Origin of the sequence: Stenotrophomonas maltophilia group sp. RNC7, assembly GCF_030910085.1 — a bacterium.
In the GTDB taxonomy this organism is placed as follows: domain Bacteria; phylum Pseudomonadota; class Gammaproteobacteria; order Xanthomonadales; family Xanthomonadaceae; genus Stenotrophomonas; species Stenotrophomonas sepilia.
In genome coordinates, this window is sequence record NZ_JAVFVN010000740.1 from 128156 (window position 1) to 144530 (window position 16375).

Genomic DNA, 16375 nt, shown 5'->3' on the forward strand with positions numbered 1-16375 from the left:
TGCGGACTGGGCTGATGTTCAGGAACATTACCGCAGTCGTCGCGAAACTTACCGCACTCGATCGAATGCGGTAAGGAACCTTACCGCAGTTGCAGCGGGAACCAGGATTGGTGTGCAATCGATACCGTGGGCGAGATTCCGATCCGTTCCACTCAACGGCCGCAGGCCTGGACTCGGGAGGTCCAGTCACCTGCGGTTCGTCGTTTCTGGGCGGGTTGCCAGATGGGCGCGCATGCAAGCACCCAAGCGCCGCCGCAGTTCGCGCGTTTCGGCCCGTCCCATTGGCTTAAGCCCCTGCCGCTACCCTGAGAGCGCGCGCAGTGTTCAACCGCTTCACTCGCCTCAGTGTCCCAGCTCGAACCGTTAGCGGCGGCGTGGGCGCTCAGCGGAGCGAGCTCATCTATACAACCTAGCCAGGCACCGGGTCTGGCTGTGTACCGTGCTCCGCCTACGCGGCGGGGCTGAACCTCTGCAGGAACCGAAATGACGCAGATCACTCCCCAACAGGCTGGCGGCGTGAACGTCGTGGCCTTTCTCGACATGCTCGCCTGGTCCGAAGGGACGGACAACGGCAGGCAGCCCACGAACGACCGCGGTTACGACGTGCTGGTCGGTGGTGGCTTGTTTCGGGGCTACGCTGACCATCCTCGCGTGCTGGTGGACCTGCCGAAGCTCAAGATCCAGTCAACCGCAGCCGGCCGGTACCAGCTGCTGCGCCGCTACTACGATGCGTACAAGAAGACGCTCGGCCTCAAGGACTTTTCGCCCTTGAGCCAGGATCTGATTGCGCTGCAGCAGATCCGTGAGCGCCGCGCGCTGCCGCTGATCCAGGCGGGCAAGATCCGGGAAGCCATCAAGGCGGTCAGCAACATCTGGGCCAGCCTGCCGGGCGCTGGTTACGGCCAGCACGAACACAAGATTGCCGACCTGTTAGCCGTGTACCGCAAGGCCGGCGGGACGGTGGCGCCGTGATCGGGGTCGACGTGGACTGGCAGGCCATTGGCACAGCAGTTGGCGGCCTGATGGTAGGCGCTGGCGGTGTGGCGCTGTGGTGGCGCAAGCAGTTTGTAGAGACAGCCAGGGAAGGGGCCGAGGTCAACGTGATCCAACTGATGCGCGAGGAAGTGACGCGGCTGGGTGAGCGAGTTGGGCGGATGGAAGCCAGGGAGCTTCGCTTAATCCGCCACATCTACAGGCTGGAGGGGCTGATGCGCGCGGCCGGCTTGGAGCCGCCGCCGTTTGATCCGGACAGCGACACGATCAGAGCAGGGGGTTCGGAATGAACGATAAGTGGAATCCACGGCTGTGGCTGCGCCATTGGCTGTTGAGGCCAAGCCATGCGGAGAGCGCGAGAATCAATGCAACCGCCCAGGGCGAACCCAGGGCGGTGGGGTACGGAAATTCGTGCTCATCCGAGCCTCTCGACGGCCCCTTTAGGGTGGCGTATGGGGAAGTTCGGATCGACGCGGCTGGCGCTACTCGGGGCGAACCGCGATGAACGACGCGCCGGCATCCGGGTCGGCCAGTTGTCTGTAAGCCTGATTCCAGACGTTAACCGCCTCCTGTTGTAGCTCTTCGGGCCACGTGTTGATGGCTGCTAGCGACTTTTGTCCCGATTCCAGGAGTCGTTTGGATACCTCGCTCGGCCCGTGCCAGCAGCCCCATGCCAGCACATCGACTATCTGCTGCAGCGCCATCGTTCGCGCGCTCAGCCTGCTGTGGCTGCGCTCAAGCGTTTCCAAGCGTTTGGCCAGTTCCAACATGTCAATCGGTGAGCTCCCCTGATTCATGTCGCCCTCCATGCGGGCTGTGTTGGTGGCAGGCACAGCCTACTCCAGGGAGGGCGACCCCATTACATATAGGTGCCCCATGTTGGACCCACTACGCCCTTACGCTGACCTTTTTAAGGCGCTGGCGGCCTTGGCGCTGGCTGGTGGCCTGTTCGTCACGGGCTGCCAGCACGGTAGCGATCGTCGAGCCGCCAAGGACCAGGCCACCATAGCCAAGGCCGATCAGGCGCGCGCTGCAGCGGAAGCTGACGCGGCCGAGAACCTGCGCGCGGCCAACGCCTGCGGGCTGCTGCTGGAGGACGTAAACCGCCAGACCCAGGCGGCCATCGATGAGTCGGTCCGCCAGAAGTCCGCTGCGGATGAGGCTGCGCGCCGGGCTGAAGCGGCAGCGGAGCAGAGCAAACGCCGCGCGATCCAGGTAGAGGAGGCCCTGCAGGTGGCCAAGACCCAGCCGGGATGCCGGCAGCAGTTGGAGCAGAACCTATGCGACGCCATTCCGTTGCTGTGATCCTGGCTGCGGCCTTGCCGCTGTGCGGGTTCGGCAGCTGCAGCAAGGCCGAGAAGCCCGACCTGCCGAAGGTCGTCTATGTGCCGGTCGAGCGCACCGTGGCTGTACCTGCGGCACTGACGGCTCGCTGCCCCGCCAAGCGCGCCAGCTCACGCACCGTGGAGGCTGTCGTCGATGCCTACAACGCCAACCTCCTGACCCTGGAGGACTGCGACAGCCGCATGGGCGAGATCCGACAGCTGGCCAACTCCGCGTCCGAGGCTGGGCCGTGACCGACGTAGTGAAGATCAGGGACGGACTGCTGACCTTCAAATGCCCTGGCTGCAACCTACACCACACACTCCCCGTCGATGGCAGGCCGAGTGCATGGCGCTTCAACGGCAGCACCGACCGGCCGACGCTGGAGCCGTCGATCTTGGCGCGTGGCGGCTGCTGCTATGAGCCTGACTGGCACGATCAGGAGCGCCGAAGGGGTATCGCTGAGCCTTGTGACAAGGGCTGCCCTGACGAGGACGGGATCAGCATGTGCCACACCTGTCATTCGTTCGTTCGCGGCGGACAGATCGAGTTCCTGAGCGACTGCACCCACGCCATGGCAGGGAAGACGGTGCCGCTGCCTGCAGTCGCGCCCTGATGTTCCACAACAATGTTTCACATTGGTTCGCGTGAACGCGAAACTGAACGGGATGGGCGGATGTCAACAGGATATCCACAGAAGGCTGAATGGGGCGGGGCCCCTGAGCTTATCCACAGCAACCGGGGGGAATTCGGACCCCGGTCAAAGACAGTTTCTCGGCCTCTATGGTGCTCCACCACAGGGCACGGTTTTGGCGGATTTTCCCGGGAGAAACCGCATTTTCATAGCTGAATAGGTTGCGCATCGGGTAGCACATGGCCGACATCCACGAATTCACCAAGGGCTGGTCCGTGGCCAGGCTGGCGGATGAGTTCGGAATGGACCGCCGAACGGCCAGCAAGCGGCTGAAGGAGGCCGGCGTCCCGCCGCTGACCAAGCGCGCTGGGCACGACGTCTATCGTCTGGCCGATGTAGCACCGGCGCTGGTGAACCCGGGTGCCGCGGCGTTCGGCGCGGAGGGCGTGGTCGATCCGCGCGATCTGCCGCCGATGGAGCGCCGCGCCTACTACCAGTCGGAGAACGAGCGCCTGAAGGTCGAGTCGACCATCGGGCAGCTGGTGCCGGCCGCAGAGGTCGAGGCCGACTACGCCGAGCTGGTGAAGAAGGTCGTGCAGTTCTTCGACACGCTGCCCGACGTGCTCGAGCGCAAGGCCGGGCTCACGCCGGAGCAGGTGGTCAAGGTCCAGGACGAGTGCGATCGCGTCCGGCAATCCATGTACGAGGGCATCACCGATGACGACGTACGCGACAGCGCGTAGCGTGCGCCAAGGCGTTGCCGAGATGATCCGGCCGCCGCGCCGCATCAGGGTGAGCGAGGGAGCGCGCGTGCTGCAGGTGGCCAATGCCGCCGGCGCCGCCGGATCTTGGGATCCGGACACGACGCCCTACATGGTCGAGCCGCTGGACACGACCGGTAGCCGTCACTACGAGGCGGTGGTGTTCGTAGGGCCGGCGCGGTCTGGCAAGACCATCTCGCTGATCGATGCGCGCTTGGCCTACCTGATCACCTGCAACCCGGCCGACGCCATGGTTGTGCAGATGTCCAAGGATGCGGCCGAGGACTACAGCAAGACCCGTATCGCCCGCAGCATCGCCGCCAGCCCGGAGCTGCGCTCCAGGCTGAGCCCGCGTGCTCACGACGACAACATCCTGCTGAAGTTCTTCCGGTCGGGAATGTCGTTGCGCATGGGCTGGCCGTCGGTGTCGGTGCTGTCGGGCAAGGACATCCACGACGTCCTGATGACGGACGTGGACAACTACACCGGCGACCTGACTATCGACGAGTGCTTCGGCCTTGGCCTGAAGCGCACGCAGACCTACATGTCCGCCGGCATGGTGGTGGCCGAATCGAGCCCGGCAACCGACTACGCCGACGGTGCGTGGAAGCCTCTGCACCCACACCAAGGTCCGCCGGCGGCCGGCATCGCGGCGCTGTACGCGCGCGGCGACCGCCGACGCTGGTACTGGCCATGCCCGGAGTGCGGCGAGCGGTTTCAGGCAGCGCCAGGCTATGACGGCTTCGCGTTACCGCCGATGGAGGAACTGCTCGAACGGGTCGTGCTGGACGACGTGCAGAAGATGGCGCGGCACTACTCGCTGCTGCACTGTCCGCACTGCGGTGTGGGCCTGCAGCACCGGTGGAAGGACGGGATGAACCGCAGCGGCGTGTGGGCTGCGGAGGGCCAGGTCGTGCACGCCGACGGAACGGTCACCGGTGAAAGGCCGGAAGCGCGCATCGCCAGCTACTGGCTGGGTGGTGTTGCAGCCGCCTACCAGTCCTGGGAATCGCTGATCGAGCGCTACTTCCAGGCGCTGCGGACGTTCGCTACCACCGGTGAAGAGCGGCCGCTGAAGACGACGCATAACGTCGACGGCGCGATCAACTACGTGCCGATGGCAGCGCGCTCTGCCAGTGATCCGAACGAGATGCAGGAGCGGGCCGAGGTCTGGCCTGCGGGCGCTGTGCCGGCGGGCGTGCGTTTCCTGCTCGGTGAGGTCGACGTCCAGGCCAACCGGTTCGTCGTGCTGGTGCTGGGCTTCGGCATCGGAGAATCCGGGCAGTTGGAGCGCTGGGTGGTCGATTCCTTCACCCTGCGCACCTCCAAGCGGGAGGATGGTTCGGGCGGCTTCCTGCCACTGGACCCGCCGAAGTACCTGGAAGACTGGGAACGCCTGGTCGAAAAGGTCATCAGCCGGCGCTACCCGCTGGACGATGCCACCGGCCGCAGCATGCCGGTGCATGCGGTGGGTATCGACTGGGGCGGCAAGTCGGGCACCTCGGTGCGCGCGCTGGAGTTCTGGCGTTCGCTCAAGGCCAGGAAGCTGCACGCCAGGGTCAGGCTGATCAAGGGCGACGCGCGCCGCGAGGGTGGGCTGTTCCGGGAGACCTTCCCGGACAGCAGCAAGCGCCGGGACCGCAAATCAGGGTCGAAGGGCGATGTGCCGCAGCTGCTGCTCAACGTGGACCGACTGAAGGACACGGTGGACGCCAACATCAAGCGGGCCGAGCCCGGGCCGGGCTACTACCACTTTCCCGACTGGCTGCCCGAGGCGTTCTACGCGGAGCTGACGGCCGAATCGAGGACGGCCCGAGGCTGGGAAAACTTGGCCAAGCGCCGCAACGAAGCCTTCGACCTGTGCGGCTATGCCGAAGGCATGGCGCTGTGGCTGAAGGTTCCGGCCATCAACTGGACCGCGCCGCCGGCATGGGCCGCGCCGTGGGACGACAACCCAGACGTGAGGGCAGACGACGTCGCGCCGGCGCCAACGCCGCGCACGCGAACCCGCCGCGTCATCCGAAGCAAGTACCTGGGACGCTGATATGGCATTTACCAAAGAACAGGTCGCGAAGCTGGAGGCAGCTATCTCGGCGGGCGTCCTGAGCGTCCGCTACGCCGACCGAACTGTGACTTACCAGAGCCTGGACTCGATGCGGCGGCTGCTGAAGCAGATGCGGGACGAGATTGGCCAAGCTTCAGGCGCGCCACGGCGTCGCCGCATCGTGCGCCTCTACCAGTCGGGGACCGGAAATGTCTGATATCGCCGAAGGCCCTTACCGCGGCGCCGGCAATGGCCGACGCCTGCGCACTTTCCGGCCGACCTCGCTCGGGCCCAATGCCGCATTGACGGGCCTGTCCACATTGCTGGCCCGGGCACGGCATCTGGCACGTAATGACCCGTGGATGGTCAGCGCGCTCAACAAGAGCGTATCCAACGGCATCGCCACGGGCATCCAGGCAAAGCCAGTTTGGGGGTCGAAGGAGCACAAGAAGAAGCTCACCAAGCTGTGGACCCGCTGGGGCAAGTACGCTGATGCCGACGGCGTGCTGGGCTGGGAGGGCCTGCAGGCGCTGTCCTGGCGCGAGTGGAACGAAGCCGGCGAGGTGTTCGCCCGGCTCCGCTACCGGCGGCCCGAGGACGGCTTGCCGGTGCCGCTGCAGGTGCAGCTGATCGAATCGGAGCAGTGCCCGCAGCACTACAACGGCGTGGCCAGCAACGGAAACGCGATTCGACAAGGCATTGAGGTCGATCGCATCGGGCGCCGCGTGGCCTACTGGATGTACCGGGAACATCCCGGGGATCTGCAGCAGACCGTCAACGGCAACGAGTTGGTGCGTGTGCCTGCGGAGCAGGTGCTGCATCTCTTCCGGCCGAGCCGCGCCGGTGCGATGCGGGGCGTACCACGCTCCGCTCCGGCTCTGCTGCGCATGTTCAACCTGGACCGCCTCGATGACGCGGTGCTGGAACGGCAGGCGCTGGCCAACCTGTTCGCAGGCTTCATCACATCAGATGCCAGCGCTGATGGCGACGAGGGCGATGCCGTCGGAGATCTGATCACCGGTGAGGACGTCGATGGAATGGCCATCGGTGGCCTGGAACCCGGCACGCTGCAGGAGCTGCCGCCGGGTCGGAAAATCGACTTCGCCAATCCGCCCAGTGCCGGCTCTGACTATGCGGAGTTCCTGCGTGGTCACCTGCTGGCGATCTGCGCCAGCCAGGACGTGCCCTACGAGGTGCTCACCGGCGACTTACGCAACGTCTCCGACCGCGCGCTGCGCCTGATCCTCAACGAGTTCCGCCGTGTCATCGAGCAGGACCAGTGGCTCTACATGATTCCCATGTTCTGCCAGAAGGTGCGCGACGCCTTCATTGATCAGGCAGTGCTGGCCGGCCTACTGAAGGTGCCACGGTATGCGGCCCTTCGCGACGATGTGACCGAAACCCTGTGGGTGCCCGAGGGCTGGCCGTGGAGCCACCCGGTGCAGGACGTGACGTCCGAACTCAAGGCCGTGCGGGCGGGCTTCAAATCGCGCAGCAAGGTGGTGCTGGGAGCTGGCGAGGATCCCGAACAGGTCGACGCTGAGCAGGCGCTGGACAACGAGCGCGCAGACGCGGCCGGGCTTCGCTACGACAGCGACCCGAGGCGTACGAACGCCTCCGGTGCCCGGCAGGACGACAAACCCGGCGCCCCTGGCGCCAACAACGATGAAGGGAATGACGATGACGAGTAAGCCTGGCCTCTTGGCCCGAATGCTGGGTCGCGGCAGCCGTGCGCCTGTGGTGGCCTCGCTCGCTGCCGCGGTCCTCAATCAGCCGTTGCTGGTGCAGCCGACCATCGGCGAGGCACTGGTGGGCGGCTATCTGGAGGGGAAGGTCACCAGCGACGACAGCGTGCTGAAGGCCGACCGCTTCGAAGTGTCCGGCGCCGACGGGCAGCCGGTGGGTGTCGCCCAGAAACTGATCGGTGTGATCAACCTGTCCGGTGCAATGGTCAACCGGCCGATGCCCGGCGCCAGCGGCCCAGGTCCGGTGAGCTATGCCGCGGTGCGTGACACCTTCGATGAACTGCTCAACGACGATGCGGTGACGTCCATCATCCTGCGGCTGGACACCCCGGGCGGCATGGCGTCTGGCTGCTTCGACCTGGTCGACCACATCTTCGAGGCGCGTGGCCGGAAGCCGGTGTATGCGCTCGTCGATGACCATGCGTACTCCGCTGGTTTCGCCCTCGCTTCTGCCTGCGACGAGATCTGGATCAGCCGCACCGGCGGCGTCGGGTCGGTGGGCGTGGTCCGCTTCCACCATGACTGGAGTGGCAACAACGCACAGATCGGCCTGAAGGTCACCCCGCTTTTCGCAGGTGCCCGCAAGGTCGACTTCAACCCCAACTTCCCCCTCAGCGAGGAAGCGCACGCAGAGGCAATGGAGGATCTGGAGGACATGTACACGCTGTTCGTCGATACCGTGGCGCGCAACCTCGACATGCAAGCCGAAGCGGTGCGCGCCACAGAGGCGGCCTGCTACCGCGGCCAGGCCGCTGTGGCGGTGGGTTTTGCTACCCGGCTCGGCACTTGGCACGACCTGATCGCGCACCTCGGCGCGGCCGAAGCGGCACCGCCGCCCGCGCCGGGCGGCCCGGATCCGGACGACGAGCCGGAGGCAGCGGCAACGCCGTTGGTGCCCGAGGCCGCACTCGCGCCGCCGGCAGCCGTCTTGGAGAACCCGGCAGCCGCGCTGGCTGCCGCGGTCGCTTCCAGCGATCTACCGCCGGCGCTCGCTGTGGCATTGCTGCGTCGCCCGATGCAGCAGGGTGAGCAGGCGGCAAGCGCGATCGAGTACGCGACCGCAGTCCAGGATGCATGCGCGGCTGCACTGCGTGGCGATGACACGATCGCGGCCAGCTTCATCGAGAAGAACACCGACCTCGACACGGTGCGTGCACAGCTGTTGTCGATGAAGGCGGAAGAGGGCCGGAGTACTCAGGTCGTCACCGCACACCCGGCCTCCATGGCCGATCAACGAGCCGCCGAAATGAAGGCGCAGCTGAACCCCAACAACATCTACAAGAACCGAGGTAACTGACGATGGAAATCTCTCTGGCCGGCACCCGCACCGGCGAATTCCTGCTGTCCGAAGCAGGCGGCGAGCGCAGCCGCGAAATGATCCGTCTGCCGGCCGGGCAGGGCATGCTGTCCGCCGGCACCCTGCTCAAGGCCGACAATACCGTGGCCGCCAACGGCGCCGATGCAGTGAAGGTGCTCTACGGCCCGGTGGATACCGGTGCGAACGCTGGCGAGCTGCCGGTGAAGGGCGCAGCGATCGCACGCGATGCAGAGGTCTTTGGCGAAAAGCTGGTCTGGGCTGACGGCGTTACCGACGATCAGAAGTTGCTGGCCGCGCTGAGCCTGGCCGAGTCGGGAATCATCACCCGCTGGACCCAGCAGCCGATCGCGTCGAACGCAGCCGATCACCTGGTGTTCGTGACCGAACCGCTGACCGGCACCGCCGGGGTTGCGCTGGGCCCGATCGTGGTACACGTCAAGGACGTCTTTGGTGCCCTGGTCTCCGGCAGCACCGTCAGCGCCACTCTGGCCAAGGCCAGCGGCACCGGAAACCTGGCCGGCGGCGGTGCAAAAGCAGCCGTGGGCGGCGTCATCACCTGGGATGCCGCGACGCTGAGCGCAGCGGGCGACTACACCCTCAAGGTGACGGCCGCCGACCTGGGCGAAGCCATCAGCGACACCATCACCATCGCAGCCGCTGCCGGCGGCTGACCGCCGAGCAGCTCCTTCTTCACCCCTGACCCCTGGCCCCGCTTTCGCGGGGCCTTTTCGTATCCCATTCCAAGAGAGAAATCACCATGGATCTGCAGACCCTTCTGGCTCTGGGCGTGCTGAGCTTCGACGCCCTGAACGCCTACATCAACAACCTGCCGCGCATCTCCACGCGGCTGGCCGACATGCGCCTGTTCCAGGAAGATGGCCTGGTCGGCACCACCATCGTCAAGGTGGGTATCAAGGGCACCAAGCTGGTGCTGGTCCCGAACGTTCCGCGCGGTGCGCCCGGCCAGCCCAAGGGGCTGGAGCGTGGCAAGGTGAAGCTGCTGGAAACCACCCACCTGCCGCAGAACTCGACGGTCATGGCTGACCAGCTGCTGGGCGTTTATGACCCGGCCGACCCGGAAGGCGCCAACGTTGCCGCCGTGGTCAACGCGCTGCAGGCGGTGCACAAGCGCGACCTGGACTTCACCATCGAATACCACCGTATGGGCGCGCTGCAGGGCAAGCTGCTCGATGCCGACGGATCGGTGATCATCGACTTCTACGAGGAATTCGGTGTCAGCCAGATCGTCATCGGCATGGAGCTGAACAAGGACGCCACCAAGGTCCGCGCCAAGTGCATGGCCATCAAGCGCGCAATCGAGGAAAAGCTGGGTGGCATTCCGTACACCGGCATCCATGTGTTCTGCAGCGCCGGCTTCTTCGATGCCCTGACCGACCACCCGGACGTCCAGAAGGCCTACGAGCGCTGGCAGGACGGTGCCGCGCTGCGCGATGACGTCCGCAAGGGCTTCGTGTTCGGCGATATCACCTTCGAAGAGCTGCCGGGCAATACCGGCGGGAAGCTGGCCCTTGCCGACGGAGAGGCCATCGCGTTCCCGTTGGGTGTGCCGGACATGTTCCTGACCCGCTTCGCGCCGGCGGACTACCTGGAAACGGTGCGCGGCATCGGCCTGCCGTACTACACCAAGACCGCCCCGATGCGCATGAACAAGGGCATCCAGCTGGAAAGCCAGTCCAACCCGCTCAACATCAACACTCGACCGGACGCGGTGATCCGCCTGAAGGCCGGCGCGAAGTAAGCCAACAGTGCCTGGCCCGCTCCGGCGGGCCAGGCAGGAGGGTGTATGGCCCAGATCAGGATCGGGGTCGACCCCGACAACGTCTTCGGGCGACAACTGACCGAGCTGGAGCAGTCCCAGCTGCCCTACGCTGCATCGCAGGCCGCCAACAAGGTGGCCTACGAGATCCGCGAGCGCTGGAAGCGCCAGGCGCCGCGGGTGTTCGACCGGCCCACGCCGCTGACCGTCAACGCGGCGATGTACCGCAAGGCCACCAAGGCCCAGCCGTACGCCGAAATCTACCTCCGAGACGAGGCCTTCAAAGGCACGCCGCCGGCGAAGTACCTGCTTGCCGAGGTGGATGGTGGTCAGCGCCGCCGGAAGGGCTTCGAGCGGCTGCTGCAGAGCCGAGGCCTGTTGTCGCCGACGCAGTTTGCGGTGATGGGTCGGGGCGCTCAGGCGAACCAGTACGGCAACGTTCCGGCCGGCCAGGTGACCAAAATCCTGTCGCAGCTGGGCGCCCAGCGGGACCGGTACCAGAACGAGACCAGTGTCAGCCGGAAGCGGCGACGGGGCAAAGGCAACAACCGTGATGGCGAGTACTTCGTGATCACCAAGCGCCGTGGCGTGCTGCGCCCGGGCATCTATGAGCGAATCGGACGCGGATCGGGTGTCCGATCCATCTTCATCTTCACCAACACCGCCGCCTACACGCCGCGCTACGACATCTTCGGCATGGCCGAGGACACCTGGAAGCGGCTGATGCCGTTCTTCCTGAAGCGCGAGCTGGAAAAGGCCATGGAAACCGCGAGGCCCCTGCCTTGAACCAGAAAGCCTTCATGCAGGCCTTCGACGCAGTCGCGTTCGATGCCTTCCGCGCAGCCGGCGTCGCCGATGCTGCCCAGTACAAAGAACCGGGCGGCACGGTTGAGGTGCCGTGCACAGTGCTGCTGGACGAAGCCGTGGAGCAGTTCACGCCCGACGATGTGGCGCCCATCGCGACCACCGTTGATCGGGTGACGCTCCAGTTGGCCGAAATCAACCCTCGCGCGGGCGGTGTGGTGCGGATTGAGGGCACCGGCCGCCGGCTCAAACTGGTCCAGAAGATCCACGCCGACGAATCGACGGCGGTGTGGGAGGTGGCCAATGTCTGATCGCACCCCCAGCCCGCGGAAGCAGCTGCTGCAGGCGATGGGCAAGACGCTGCAGCTGATCAGCACCGACAACGGCTACCTGACCGATGCCGGTGCCGGTTGGACACTGGAGCCGAAGCCCGGTGATCAGGACACGCAGACTGTGCTGACGGCCGTGATCGAGAAGCAGCAGCGGGCGGAGAGCCCCTCGAAAGTCAACACGCACCGGCTTACCACCGTCAGCGTCATCGCCAAGGTTCCCACCGACACCGAGGGATACCAGCAGGCGCTGGACGACCTGGTGACCGATATCGAGGCGGCCATGGATAGCCGGTGCGTAGCCCGCAACTTCCCCGACGGCATCCAGGTGCCGGTGTACGTCGGGATGGAACCGCTGATGCCGGAGAAGGCCAGCGCCGGCTGGGTCGGCGTGCTGATCACCTACCAGACCCACATCCCCAAGAAATAACCCGCCGCACAGCGGCATCCCAACTGGAGAGCCATCATGGCCGAAGACTACAGCTACCTGGGCGCAGGAATCGTCCTGATCCGTGAGTGGAACACCGCTGATCCGTTCTTGGAGATCGGCAATATCTCAGCCTATACCGTGGCGCCGCAGACCAATACCATCGAGCTGGCCGACTACCAGAACCCCGGCGGCGGCACGGCCAACCGTGTCGATCGCGTGACCGGCTATAACCTCAATTACACGTTCCACGACTTCAACCCGGAGAACTTCGCCCGGGCAACTCGCGGCAAGGCCAGCAGCATCGCCGCGGGTACCGTCACCGATGAGCCGGTGCTGGCCGTGCCGGGCAGCTTCGCGCCACTGTCGCGCCTGGCCACGGAGGTGACCGCCGTGAAGCCAGCAACCGGAACCACCGCCTACGAGGCCGGGAAGGACTATCGTTTCGAGCGCGGCATGCTGTTCATCCCGGTAGGATCTGCGATTGCAGCACCGTCCGCGGTCGGCACCCCGAACATCAAGGTCACCTACAAGAACGCGGACCTGGGCCACGTTGAAGCTGCGGTCACCTCGCAGAAGTTCTACGAGATGCAGTTCTACGGTGCCAACGAGGCACGCGGCGGCAAGATGGTCCGCCTGGTGGCGCACAAGGTGGCCGGCGGCGTCATCGAGAGCATGGGCCTGATCGGCAATGAGTTCGGCGCGGGAAGCGTGCCCGGCGCGCTGCTCAAGGACTCGTCGAAGGCCACGGGCAACGACAAGTCGGCCTACTTCTACTGGCAGCAGGAGAAGTAAGCCGTGGCCGATGATGACGTGATCGCCCCGCCGACGCGCACGGTTCTTGTACGTGGCGAGAAGGTGGTTGTGGGTCCCCTGCGCCTGGAACAGATCGGTCCGTTCATCACGGCCAGCCGCACCATCATCGCCCGAGTGGCGATGATGGCCGGCGTGGTCGAGGGCGCCGATCGTGCTGCCGTCGGTGCCATCCTGCTCGACCTGCTCGAGCAGGACAGCAACGAGATCGCCGCGGCTCTGGGGGTGGCAATCGGACGCAAGGCGGAATGGGTTGCGGGGGCAACGCTGGACGAGATCGCTGACTTGCTGGAGGCGGTTGTCGGGCTCAACAGGGATTTTTTCGCCCTCCGCCTGCGGCGGCTTCTGCTGCAGGCGAAGCTTCCGGCGGAAGAGAGTACGGCCTCGCTGACCTGATCCAGTACCTCATCGCCCACGGACACTCCCGCGCGGAGGTGATGACATACACCCTGGCACAGCTGCGAGCCTTCACCGCCGCAGCTGCGCAGGTTGAGCGCGATCGCATCGCGGAATTCGCCGTGGCCACGCGCATGGCTATGGCCGCCCCGGCTGCCGACTGGCAGATGTATCTGGCTGCTCTGCGCGGCCAGGCCCCGGCACAGCAGCGACAAGGAATATCGAACGATGGCTGATCCTTCAGCAAATCTGCGCGTCCGCATCAGCGCGGACCTGGCCGACATTCGGCAGGGCTTGGGCGTGCTCACTCGCCAGCTGCGCGAGGTACGCACGGAAGCGGCCAGGCCGCTGCCGACGAAGAACAACATCACGGAGCTGGGGGTCTCTGCAGGGCAGACGGCGCAGGCGATGCGCCAGCTGCCGGCGCAGTTCACCGACATCTTCACCAGCCTGCAGGGCGGCATGCCCTTCTTCACAGTGCTGGTGCAGCAGGGTGGCCAGATCAAGGACAGCTTCGGGGGTGTGGAGCCGGCATTGAAGGGGGTCTCGTCGGCGCTGCTGGGAATGGTGAATCCGTATACCGTGGCCGCTGCGGCTGTCGGATTGGTGGTCTACGCCTGGTATGACGCCGAGCAGCAGGCCCAGGCCTACACGAAGGCACTGGTCCTGTCGCGCAATGAGGCGGCCGCGACGACCCTGACGCTCGTCACCATGGCTCAGAAGACCAGCGACGCGCTGCAGGTTGCCGCCGGCGTTGGTGCCGAGGCGGCTCAGGCCGTCGGCTCGAACGGGAAGATTGCCGCGCAGAACCTTCAGGACGTAGCCAATGCGGCCGTGGCGATGAAGGAAATCAGCGGGCAGGCGCTCGATGAAACCATCGCCATGTACGCGAAGCTGGCGGAAGACCCGGTCAAAGGAATGCAGAAGCTCAACGAGCAGGTCAACTTCATGACCCTGGCGCTCTACGAGCAGGTGAAGGCGTTGCAGGAGCAGGGCCGGAATCAGGACGCCGTGACTGTGATCACCCGTGCAGCAGCGGATGAAACCGTCATGGCGCTCGCTCGCGTCCGCGCCAGCCAGAACCCGGTGATCCGGGGATTCAAGGACCTGTGGGTCGAGGCCACGAAGGCGTGGTCGGCGATGCAGGCGAGCGTGGGCCTCGGGCCGGCGGCAGCGCAAATGCAGCAACTTTTGGCTGAGAACCAGCGGGAACTGGCGAAGCTGAATAATCTGGCCAACGGTACCCAGCGGGGCCTGCCGTTGGCCCGGAATCCCATTGCCCTGGCTGCGATGGAGAAGTCGATCAAGGACCGGTCGGAGAAGATCAAGGCGTTGGCCGTCGACCTGATCAAAGAGCGAAAGGATGCAGAACTAAAGGCTGCGCAGGACGCCAGCGCGGACTACGTGCAGCAGCAGGACGCGATCATCGAGGCCCAGGCCACGAAGGAGCAGAAGAAGAAGAGGGAAATTGCCCAGATCAACGGTCAGGCCGAGGTCGTCCGGCGTAAAGCTGAAGCGGCCGGGCTCGTGGACGAGGTTCGTGCCATCGAGGAACGCCGCGCCGCAGCCGTCGCCGCTATCGAGAAGAAGTATGCAGAGAAGCCGAAGGCATCCGGCGGATCGGCTTCGAGGGCGGCAGGACTGCAGGGCTACAAAGACGATCTGCTGGCAGAGCAGGCGCAGATCAATGCCGCTACCCAGATGCTGCGTGCTCAGTACTCGGCGCGAGAAATCACGGCGGGCGAGTATTACGGTCGAATGCGGGAGCTCGTTCAGAAGGGGACTGACGCGCAGGCGAAATCGTTGGAGCGGCAGATTGCCTTCCTCCAGCGACAGGCGGTGTCGGGAAAAGAAGCCATCGGCGTGAACCGACAGGTCGGGGATCTGGAAGCACGGCTCGCTAAGGTCCGCACCGAGGGGGCCGGCGCTCTGCAGGTTCTGGCGACTGAGGAAGCGGCCGCAGTTAAAACGCGCCTGAATGCTATCGCGGCGTATGGAAACGCCTTGGACGCGAGCAATCAAGCACTACAGCGACAGCTCTCAACGCAGGCCCAGCGCGTTGGGATGGGTGATCGTGAGTACGAGATTCAGCAGCGCATCAATGACGCCTACGCCGACCAAGCGGACAAGCTTCGAGAACTGCAGTTGCAGTTGAACGCGGGGCAAATTGATCAGGAAACATTCGAGTCTGAGAGAGCGCAGCTGCTGTCGAAGACGCTCGATCGCCTGCAGATGATTCGAGACGGGTACGACGAGCTCCAGCAGGCCGAGGGAAGCTGGCTGGCAGGCGCCACCGCTGCCTGGGCGAACTACCAGCAGGAGGCCGGCAATGCCGCTCGGCAGATGGGCGACGTGGTCGGAAGCGCCATCGGTGGCTTCGAAGACGCGTGGGTCAAGTTCACCACGACCGGGAAGCTGAGCTTCTCCGACCTCACCAAGTCGGTCCTGGCCGATCTGGCGCGCATCGCCGCGCGGCAGGCGGCAATGGGAATAGTGAACATGTTCGCCAGTGCCTGGGGTGGCGGTGTCACCGCTGCGGGTAACCAGGCGGTCACCGCCGGCACCAGCAGCATCAATAACCAGCTGTTCCAGAACATGAGGGGCGGCTACTCCACCGGCGGGTACACGGGTGACGGTGGTGTTCATCAGCCGGCCGGGGTGGTCCATAAGGGCGAGGTGGTCTGGTCGCAGCGGGATGTGGCGCGCGCGGGTGGCGTCGAGGTGGTTGAGGCGATGCGCAAAGGGCTGAAGGGCTATGACTCGGGCGGAGCTGTGGCTACTCCGGTCGGTTCCGGAATGGCCGCCGGCGCGATCAATGTTCGCGTGATGAACGCGCCAGCGGGCACCACCGCCAGCGCGTCTCGCAACAGTCAGGGCGGCTTCGACATCGAGGTTCTGCTGGGCCAGGTCGACAGCTACATCGGTGGCCAGGTCGCAAGTGGTCAGGGATCAACGTATGCAGCAATGGGGAGCCGATTCGGCTTAAAGGACTCGGTGTGATGACAGCACTA

General features: G+C 65.4%; 20 protein-coding genes. 19 read left to right on the forward strand and 1 reads right to left on the reverse strand.

Annotation, left to right across the window (positions count from 1 at the left end):
* The first annotated feature begins 483 nt into the window (after positions 1 to 483).
* Together RCF13_RS17055 and RCF13_RS17060 are read left to right on the forward strand one after the other, a co-directional pair.
* Positions 484 to 972, forward strand: a complete 489-nt coding sequence (locus RCF13_RS17055) for a glycoside hydrolase family 104 protein (RefSeq protein ID WP_308141377.1) — start codon at positions 484 to 486, stop codon at positions 970 to 972.
* Positions 969 to 1283 carry a hypothetical protein gene (locus tag RCF13_RS17060; protein WP_032129818.1) on the forward strand — a complete coding sequence of 105 codons (315 nt, stop codon included), beginning with the start codon at positions 969 to 971 and terminating at the stop codon, positions 1281 to 1283. The genes RCF13_RS17055 and RCF13_RS17060 overlap by 4 nt, the downstream gene beginning before the upstream one ends.
* A gap of 192 nt (positions 1284 to 1475) precedes the next feature.
* Here RCF13_RS17060 and RCF13_RS17065 read toward each other — a convergent pair whose 3' ends face one another.
* Positions 1476 to 1826 (reverse strand): hypothetical protein, encoded by a 351-nt coding sequence (locus tag RCF13_RS17065; RefSeq protein ID WP_308141378.1) that lies wholly within the window; start codon positions 1824 to 1826, stop codon positions 1476 to 1478.
* Positions 1827 to 1920: 94 nt separating this feature from the next.
* Here RCF13_RS17065 and RCF13_RS17070 point away from each other — a divergent pair, with 94 nt between their 5' ends.
* From RCF13_RS17070 to RCF13_RS17150, 17 genes are all read left to right on the forward strand, one after another.
* Positions 1921 to 2298, forward strand: a complete 378-nt coding sequence (locus RCF13_RS17070; protein WP_308141379.1) for a hypothetical protein — start codon at positions 1921 to 1923, stop codon at positions 2296 to 2298.
* On the forward strand, positions 2274 to 2570 hold the full coding sequence (locus RCF13_RS17075) for a hypothetical protein (protein ID WP_308141380.1): 297 nt from the start codon (positions 2274 to 2276) through the stop codon (positions 2568 to 2570). The genes RCF13_RS17070 and RCF13_RS17075 overlap by 25 nt, the downstream gene beginning before the upstream one ends.
* Positions 2567 to 2932, forward strand: a complete 366-nt coding sequence (locus RCF13_RS17080) for a DUF6527 family protein (protein ID WP_308141381.1) — start codon at positions 2567 to 2569, stop codon at positions 2930 to 2932. The genes RCF13_RS17075 and RCF13_RS17080 overlap by 4 nt, the downstream gene beginning before the upstream one ends.
* Positions 2933 to 3189: 257 nt before the next feature.
* Positions 3190 to 3693, forward strand: coding sequence for a DUF1441 family protein (locus RCF13_RS17085; protein WP_308141382.1), 504 nt, complete (start codon positions 3190 to 3192; stop codon positions 3691 to 3693).
* A 22-nt stretch (positions 3694 to 3715) separates the two neighbouring features.
* Complete coding sequence (locus tag RCF13_RS17090) at positions 3716 to 5755, forward strand: terminase gpA endonuclease subunit (protein ID WP_234413089.1); 2040 nt, start codon at positions 3716 to 3718, stop codon at positions 5753 to 5755.
* Position 5756: 1 nt separating this feature from the next.
* A complete protein-coding gene (locus RCF13_RS17095; RefSeq protein ID WP_049461274.1) occupies positions 5757 to 5972 on the forward strand; it encodes a hypothetical protein in 216 nt (71 codons plus the stop codon).
* Positions 5965 to 7446, forward strand: a complete 1482-nt coding sequence (locus tag RCF13_RS17100; RefSeq protein WP_308141383.1) for a phage portal protein — start codon at positions 5965 to 5967, stop codon at positions 7444 to 7446. Before RCF13_RS17095 ends, RCF13_RS17100 begins: the two co-directional genes overlap by 8 nt.
* On the forward strand, positions 7436 to 8797 hold the full coding sequence (locus RCF13_RS17105; RefSeq protein WP_308141384.1) for a S49 family peptidase: 1362 nt from the start codon (positions 7436 to 7438) through the stop codon (positions 8795 to 8797). Before RCF13_RS17100 ends, RCF13_RS17105 begins: the two co-directional genes overlap by 11 nt.
* Positions 8798 to 8799: 2 nt before the next feature.
* Complete coding sequence (locus tag RCF13_RS17110) at positions 8800 to 9489, forward strand: head decoration protein (RefSeq protein WP_308141385.1); 690 nt, start codon at positions 8800 to 8802, stop codon at positions 9487 to 9489.
* An 86-nt stretch (positions 9490 to 9575) separates the two neighbouring features.
* A complete protein-coding gene (locus RCF13_RS17115; protein ID WP_180890523.1) occupies positions 9576 to 10577 on the forward strand; it encodes a major capsid protein in 1002 nt (333 codons plus the stop codon).
* 45 nt (positions 10578 to 10622) lie between these two features.
* Complete coding sequence (locus tag RCF13_RS17120) at positions 10623 to 11381, forward strand: hypothetical protein (RefSeq protein ID WP_064239310.1); 759 nt, start codon at positions 10623 to 10625, stop codon at positions 11379 to 11381.
* Positions 11378 to 11710: a hypothetical protein gene (locus tag RCF13_RS17125; RefSeq protein ID WP_064239309.1), complete on the forward strand. Its 333-nt coding sequence runs from the start codon at positions 11378 to 11380 to the stop codon at positions 11708 to 11710. The genes RCF13_RS17120 and RCF13_RS17125 overlap by 4 nt, the downstream gene beginning before the upstream one ends.
* Positions 11703 to 12158, forward strand: a complete 456-nt coding sequence (locus tag RCF13_RS17130) for a hypothetical protein (protein ID WP_064239308.1) — start codon at positions 11703 to 11705, stop codon at positions 12156 to 12158. Before RCF13_RS17125 ends, RCF13_RS17130 begins: the two co-directional genes overlap by 8 nt.
* Before the next feature lie 36 nt (positions 12159 to 12194).
* Positions 12195 to 12950 (forward strand): hypothetical protein, encoded by a 756-nt coding sequence (locus RCF13_RS17135; protein WP_308141386.1) that lies wholly within the window; start codon positions 12195 to 12197, stop codon positions 12948 to 12950.
* Positions 12951 to 12953: 3 nt separating this feature from the next.
* Positions 12954 to 13364 carry a hypothetical protein gene (locus RCF13_RS17140; RefSeq protein WP_308141387.1) on the forward strand — a complete coding sequence of 137 codons (411 nt, stop codon included), beginning with the start codon at positions 12954 to 12956 and terminating at the stop codon, positions 13362 to 13364.
* A gap of 41 nt (positions 13365 to 13405) precedes the next feature.
* Positions 13406 to 13600: a hypothetical protein gene (locus RCF13_RS17145; protein ID WP_064239305.1), complete on the forward strand. Its 195-nt coding sequence runs from the start codon at positions 13406 to 13408 to the stop codon at positions 13598 to 13600.
* The gene (locus RCF13_RS17150) at positions 13593 to 16364 is read left to right on the forward strand and encodes a phage tail tape measure protein (protein WP_308141388.1); all 2772 of its coding nucleotides are present in this window, start codon (positions 13593 to 13595) and stop codon (positions 16362 to 16364) included. Before RCF13_RS17145 ends, RCF13_RS17150 begins: the two co-directional genes overlap by 8 nt.
* Positions 16365 to 16375: the final 11 nt, after the last annotated feature.

Coding starts and splice junctions, on each gene's coding strand:
- RCF13_RS17145 (WP_064239305.1), top strand. CDS start 13,406: ATGACATACACCCTGGCACAGCTGCGAGCCTTCACCGCCGCAGCTGCG.
- RCF13_RS17100 (WP_308141383.1), top strand. CDS start 5,965: ATGTCTGATATCGCCGAAGGCCCTTACCGCGGCGCCGGCAATGGCCGA.
- RCF13_RS17110 (WP_308141385.1), top strand. CDS start 8,800: ATGGAAATCTCTCTGGCCGGCACCCGCACCGGCGAATTCCTGCTGTCC.
- RCF13_RS17135 (WP_308141386.1), top strand. CDS start 12,195: ATGGCCGAAGACTACAGCTACCTGGGCGCAGGAATCGTCCTGATCCGT.
- RCF13_RS17130 (WP_064239308.1), top strand. CDS start 11,703: ATGTCTGATCGCACCCCCAGCCCGCGGAAGCAGCTGCTGCAGGCGATG.
- RCF13_RS17085 (WP_308141382.1), top strand. CDS start 3,190: ATGGCCGACATCCACGAATTCACCAAGGGCTGGTCCGTGGCCAGGCTG.
- RCF13_RS17055 (WP_308141377.1), top strand. CDS start 484: ATGACGCAGATCACTCCCCAACAGGCTGGCGGCGTGAACGTCGTGGCC.
- RCF13_RS17075 (WP_308141380.1), top strand. CDS start 2,274: ATGCGACGCCATTCCGTTGCTGTGATCCTGGCTGCGGCCTTGCCGCTG.
- RCF13_RS17105 (WP_308141384.1), top strand. CDS start 7,436: ATGACGAGTAAGCCTGGCCTCTTGGCCCGAATGCTGGGTCGCGGCAGC.
- RCF13_RS17120 (WP_064239310.1), top strand. CDS start 10,623: ATGGCCCAGATCAGGATCGGGGTCGACCCCGACAACGTCTTCGGGCGA.
- RCF13_RS17150 (WP_308141388.1), top strand. CDS start 13,593: ATGGCTGATCCTTCAGCAAATCTGCGCGTCCGCATCAGCGCGGACCTG.
- RCF13_RS17115 (WP_180890523.1), top strand. CDS start 9,576: ATGGATCTGCAGACCCTTCTGGCTCTGGGCGTGCTGAGCTTCGACGCC.
- RCF13_RS17095 (WP_049461274.1), top strand. CDS start 5,757: ATGGCATTTACCAAAGAACAGGTCGCGAAGCTGGAGGCAGCTATCTCG.
- RCF13_RS17090 (WP_234413089.1), top strand. CDS start 3,716: ATGATCCGGCCGCCGCGCCGCATCAGGGTGAGCGAGGGAGCGCGCGTG.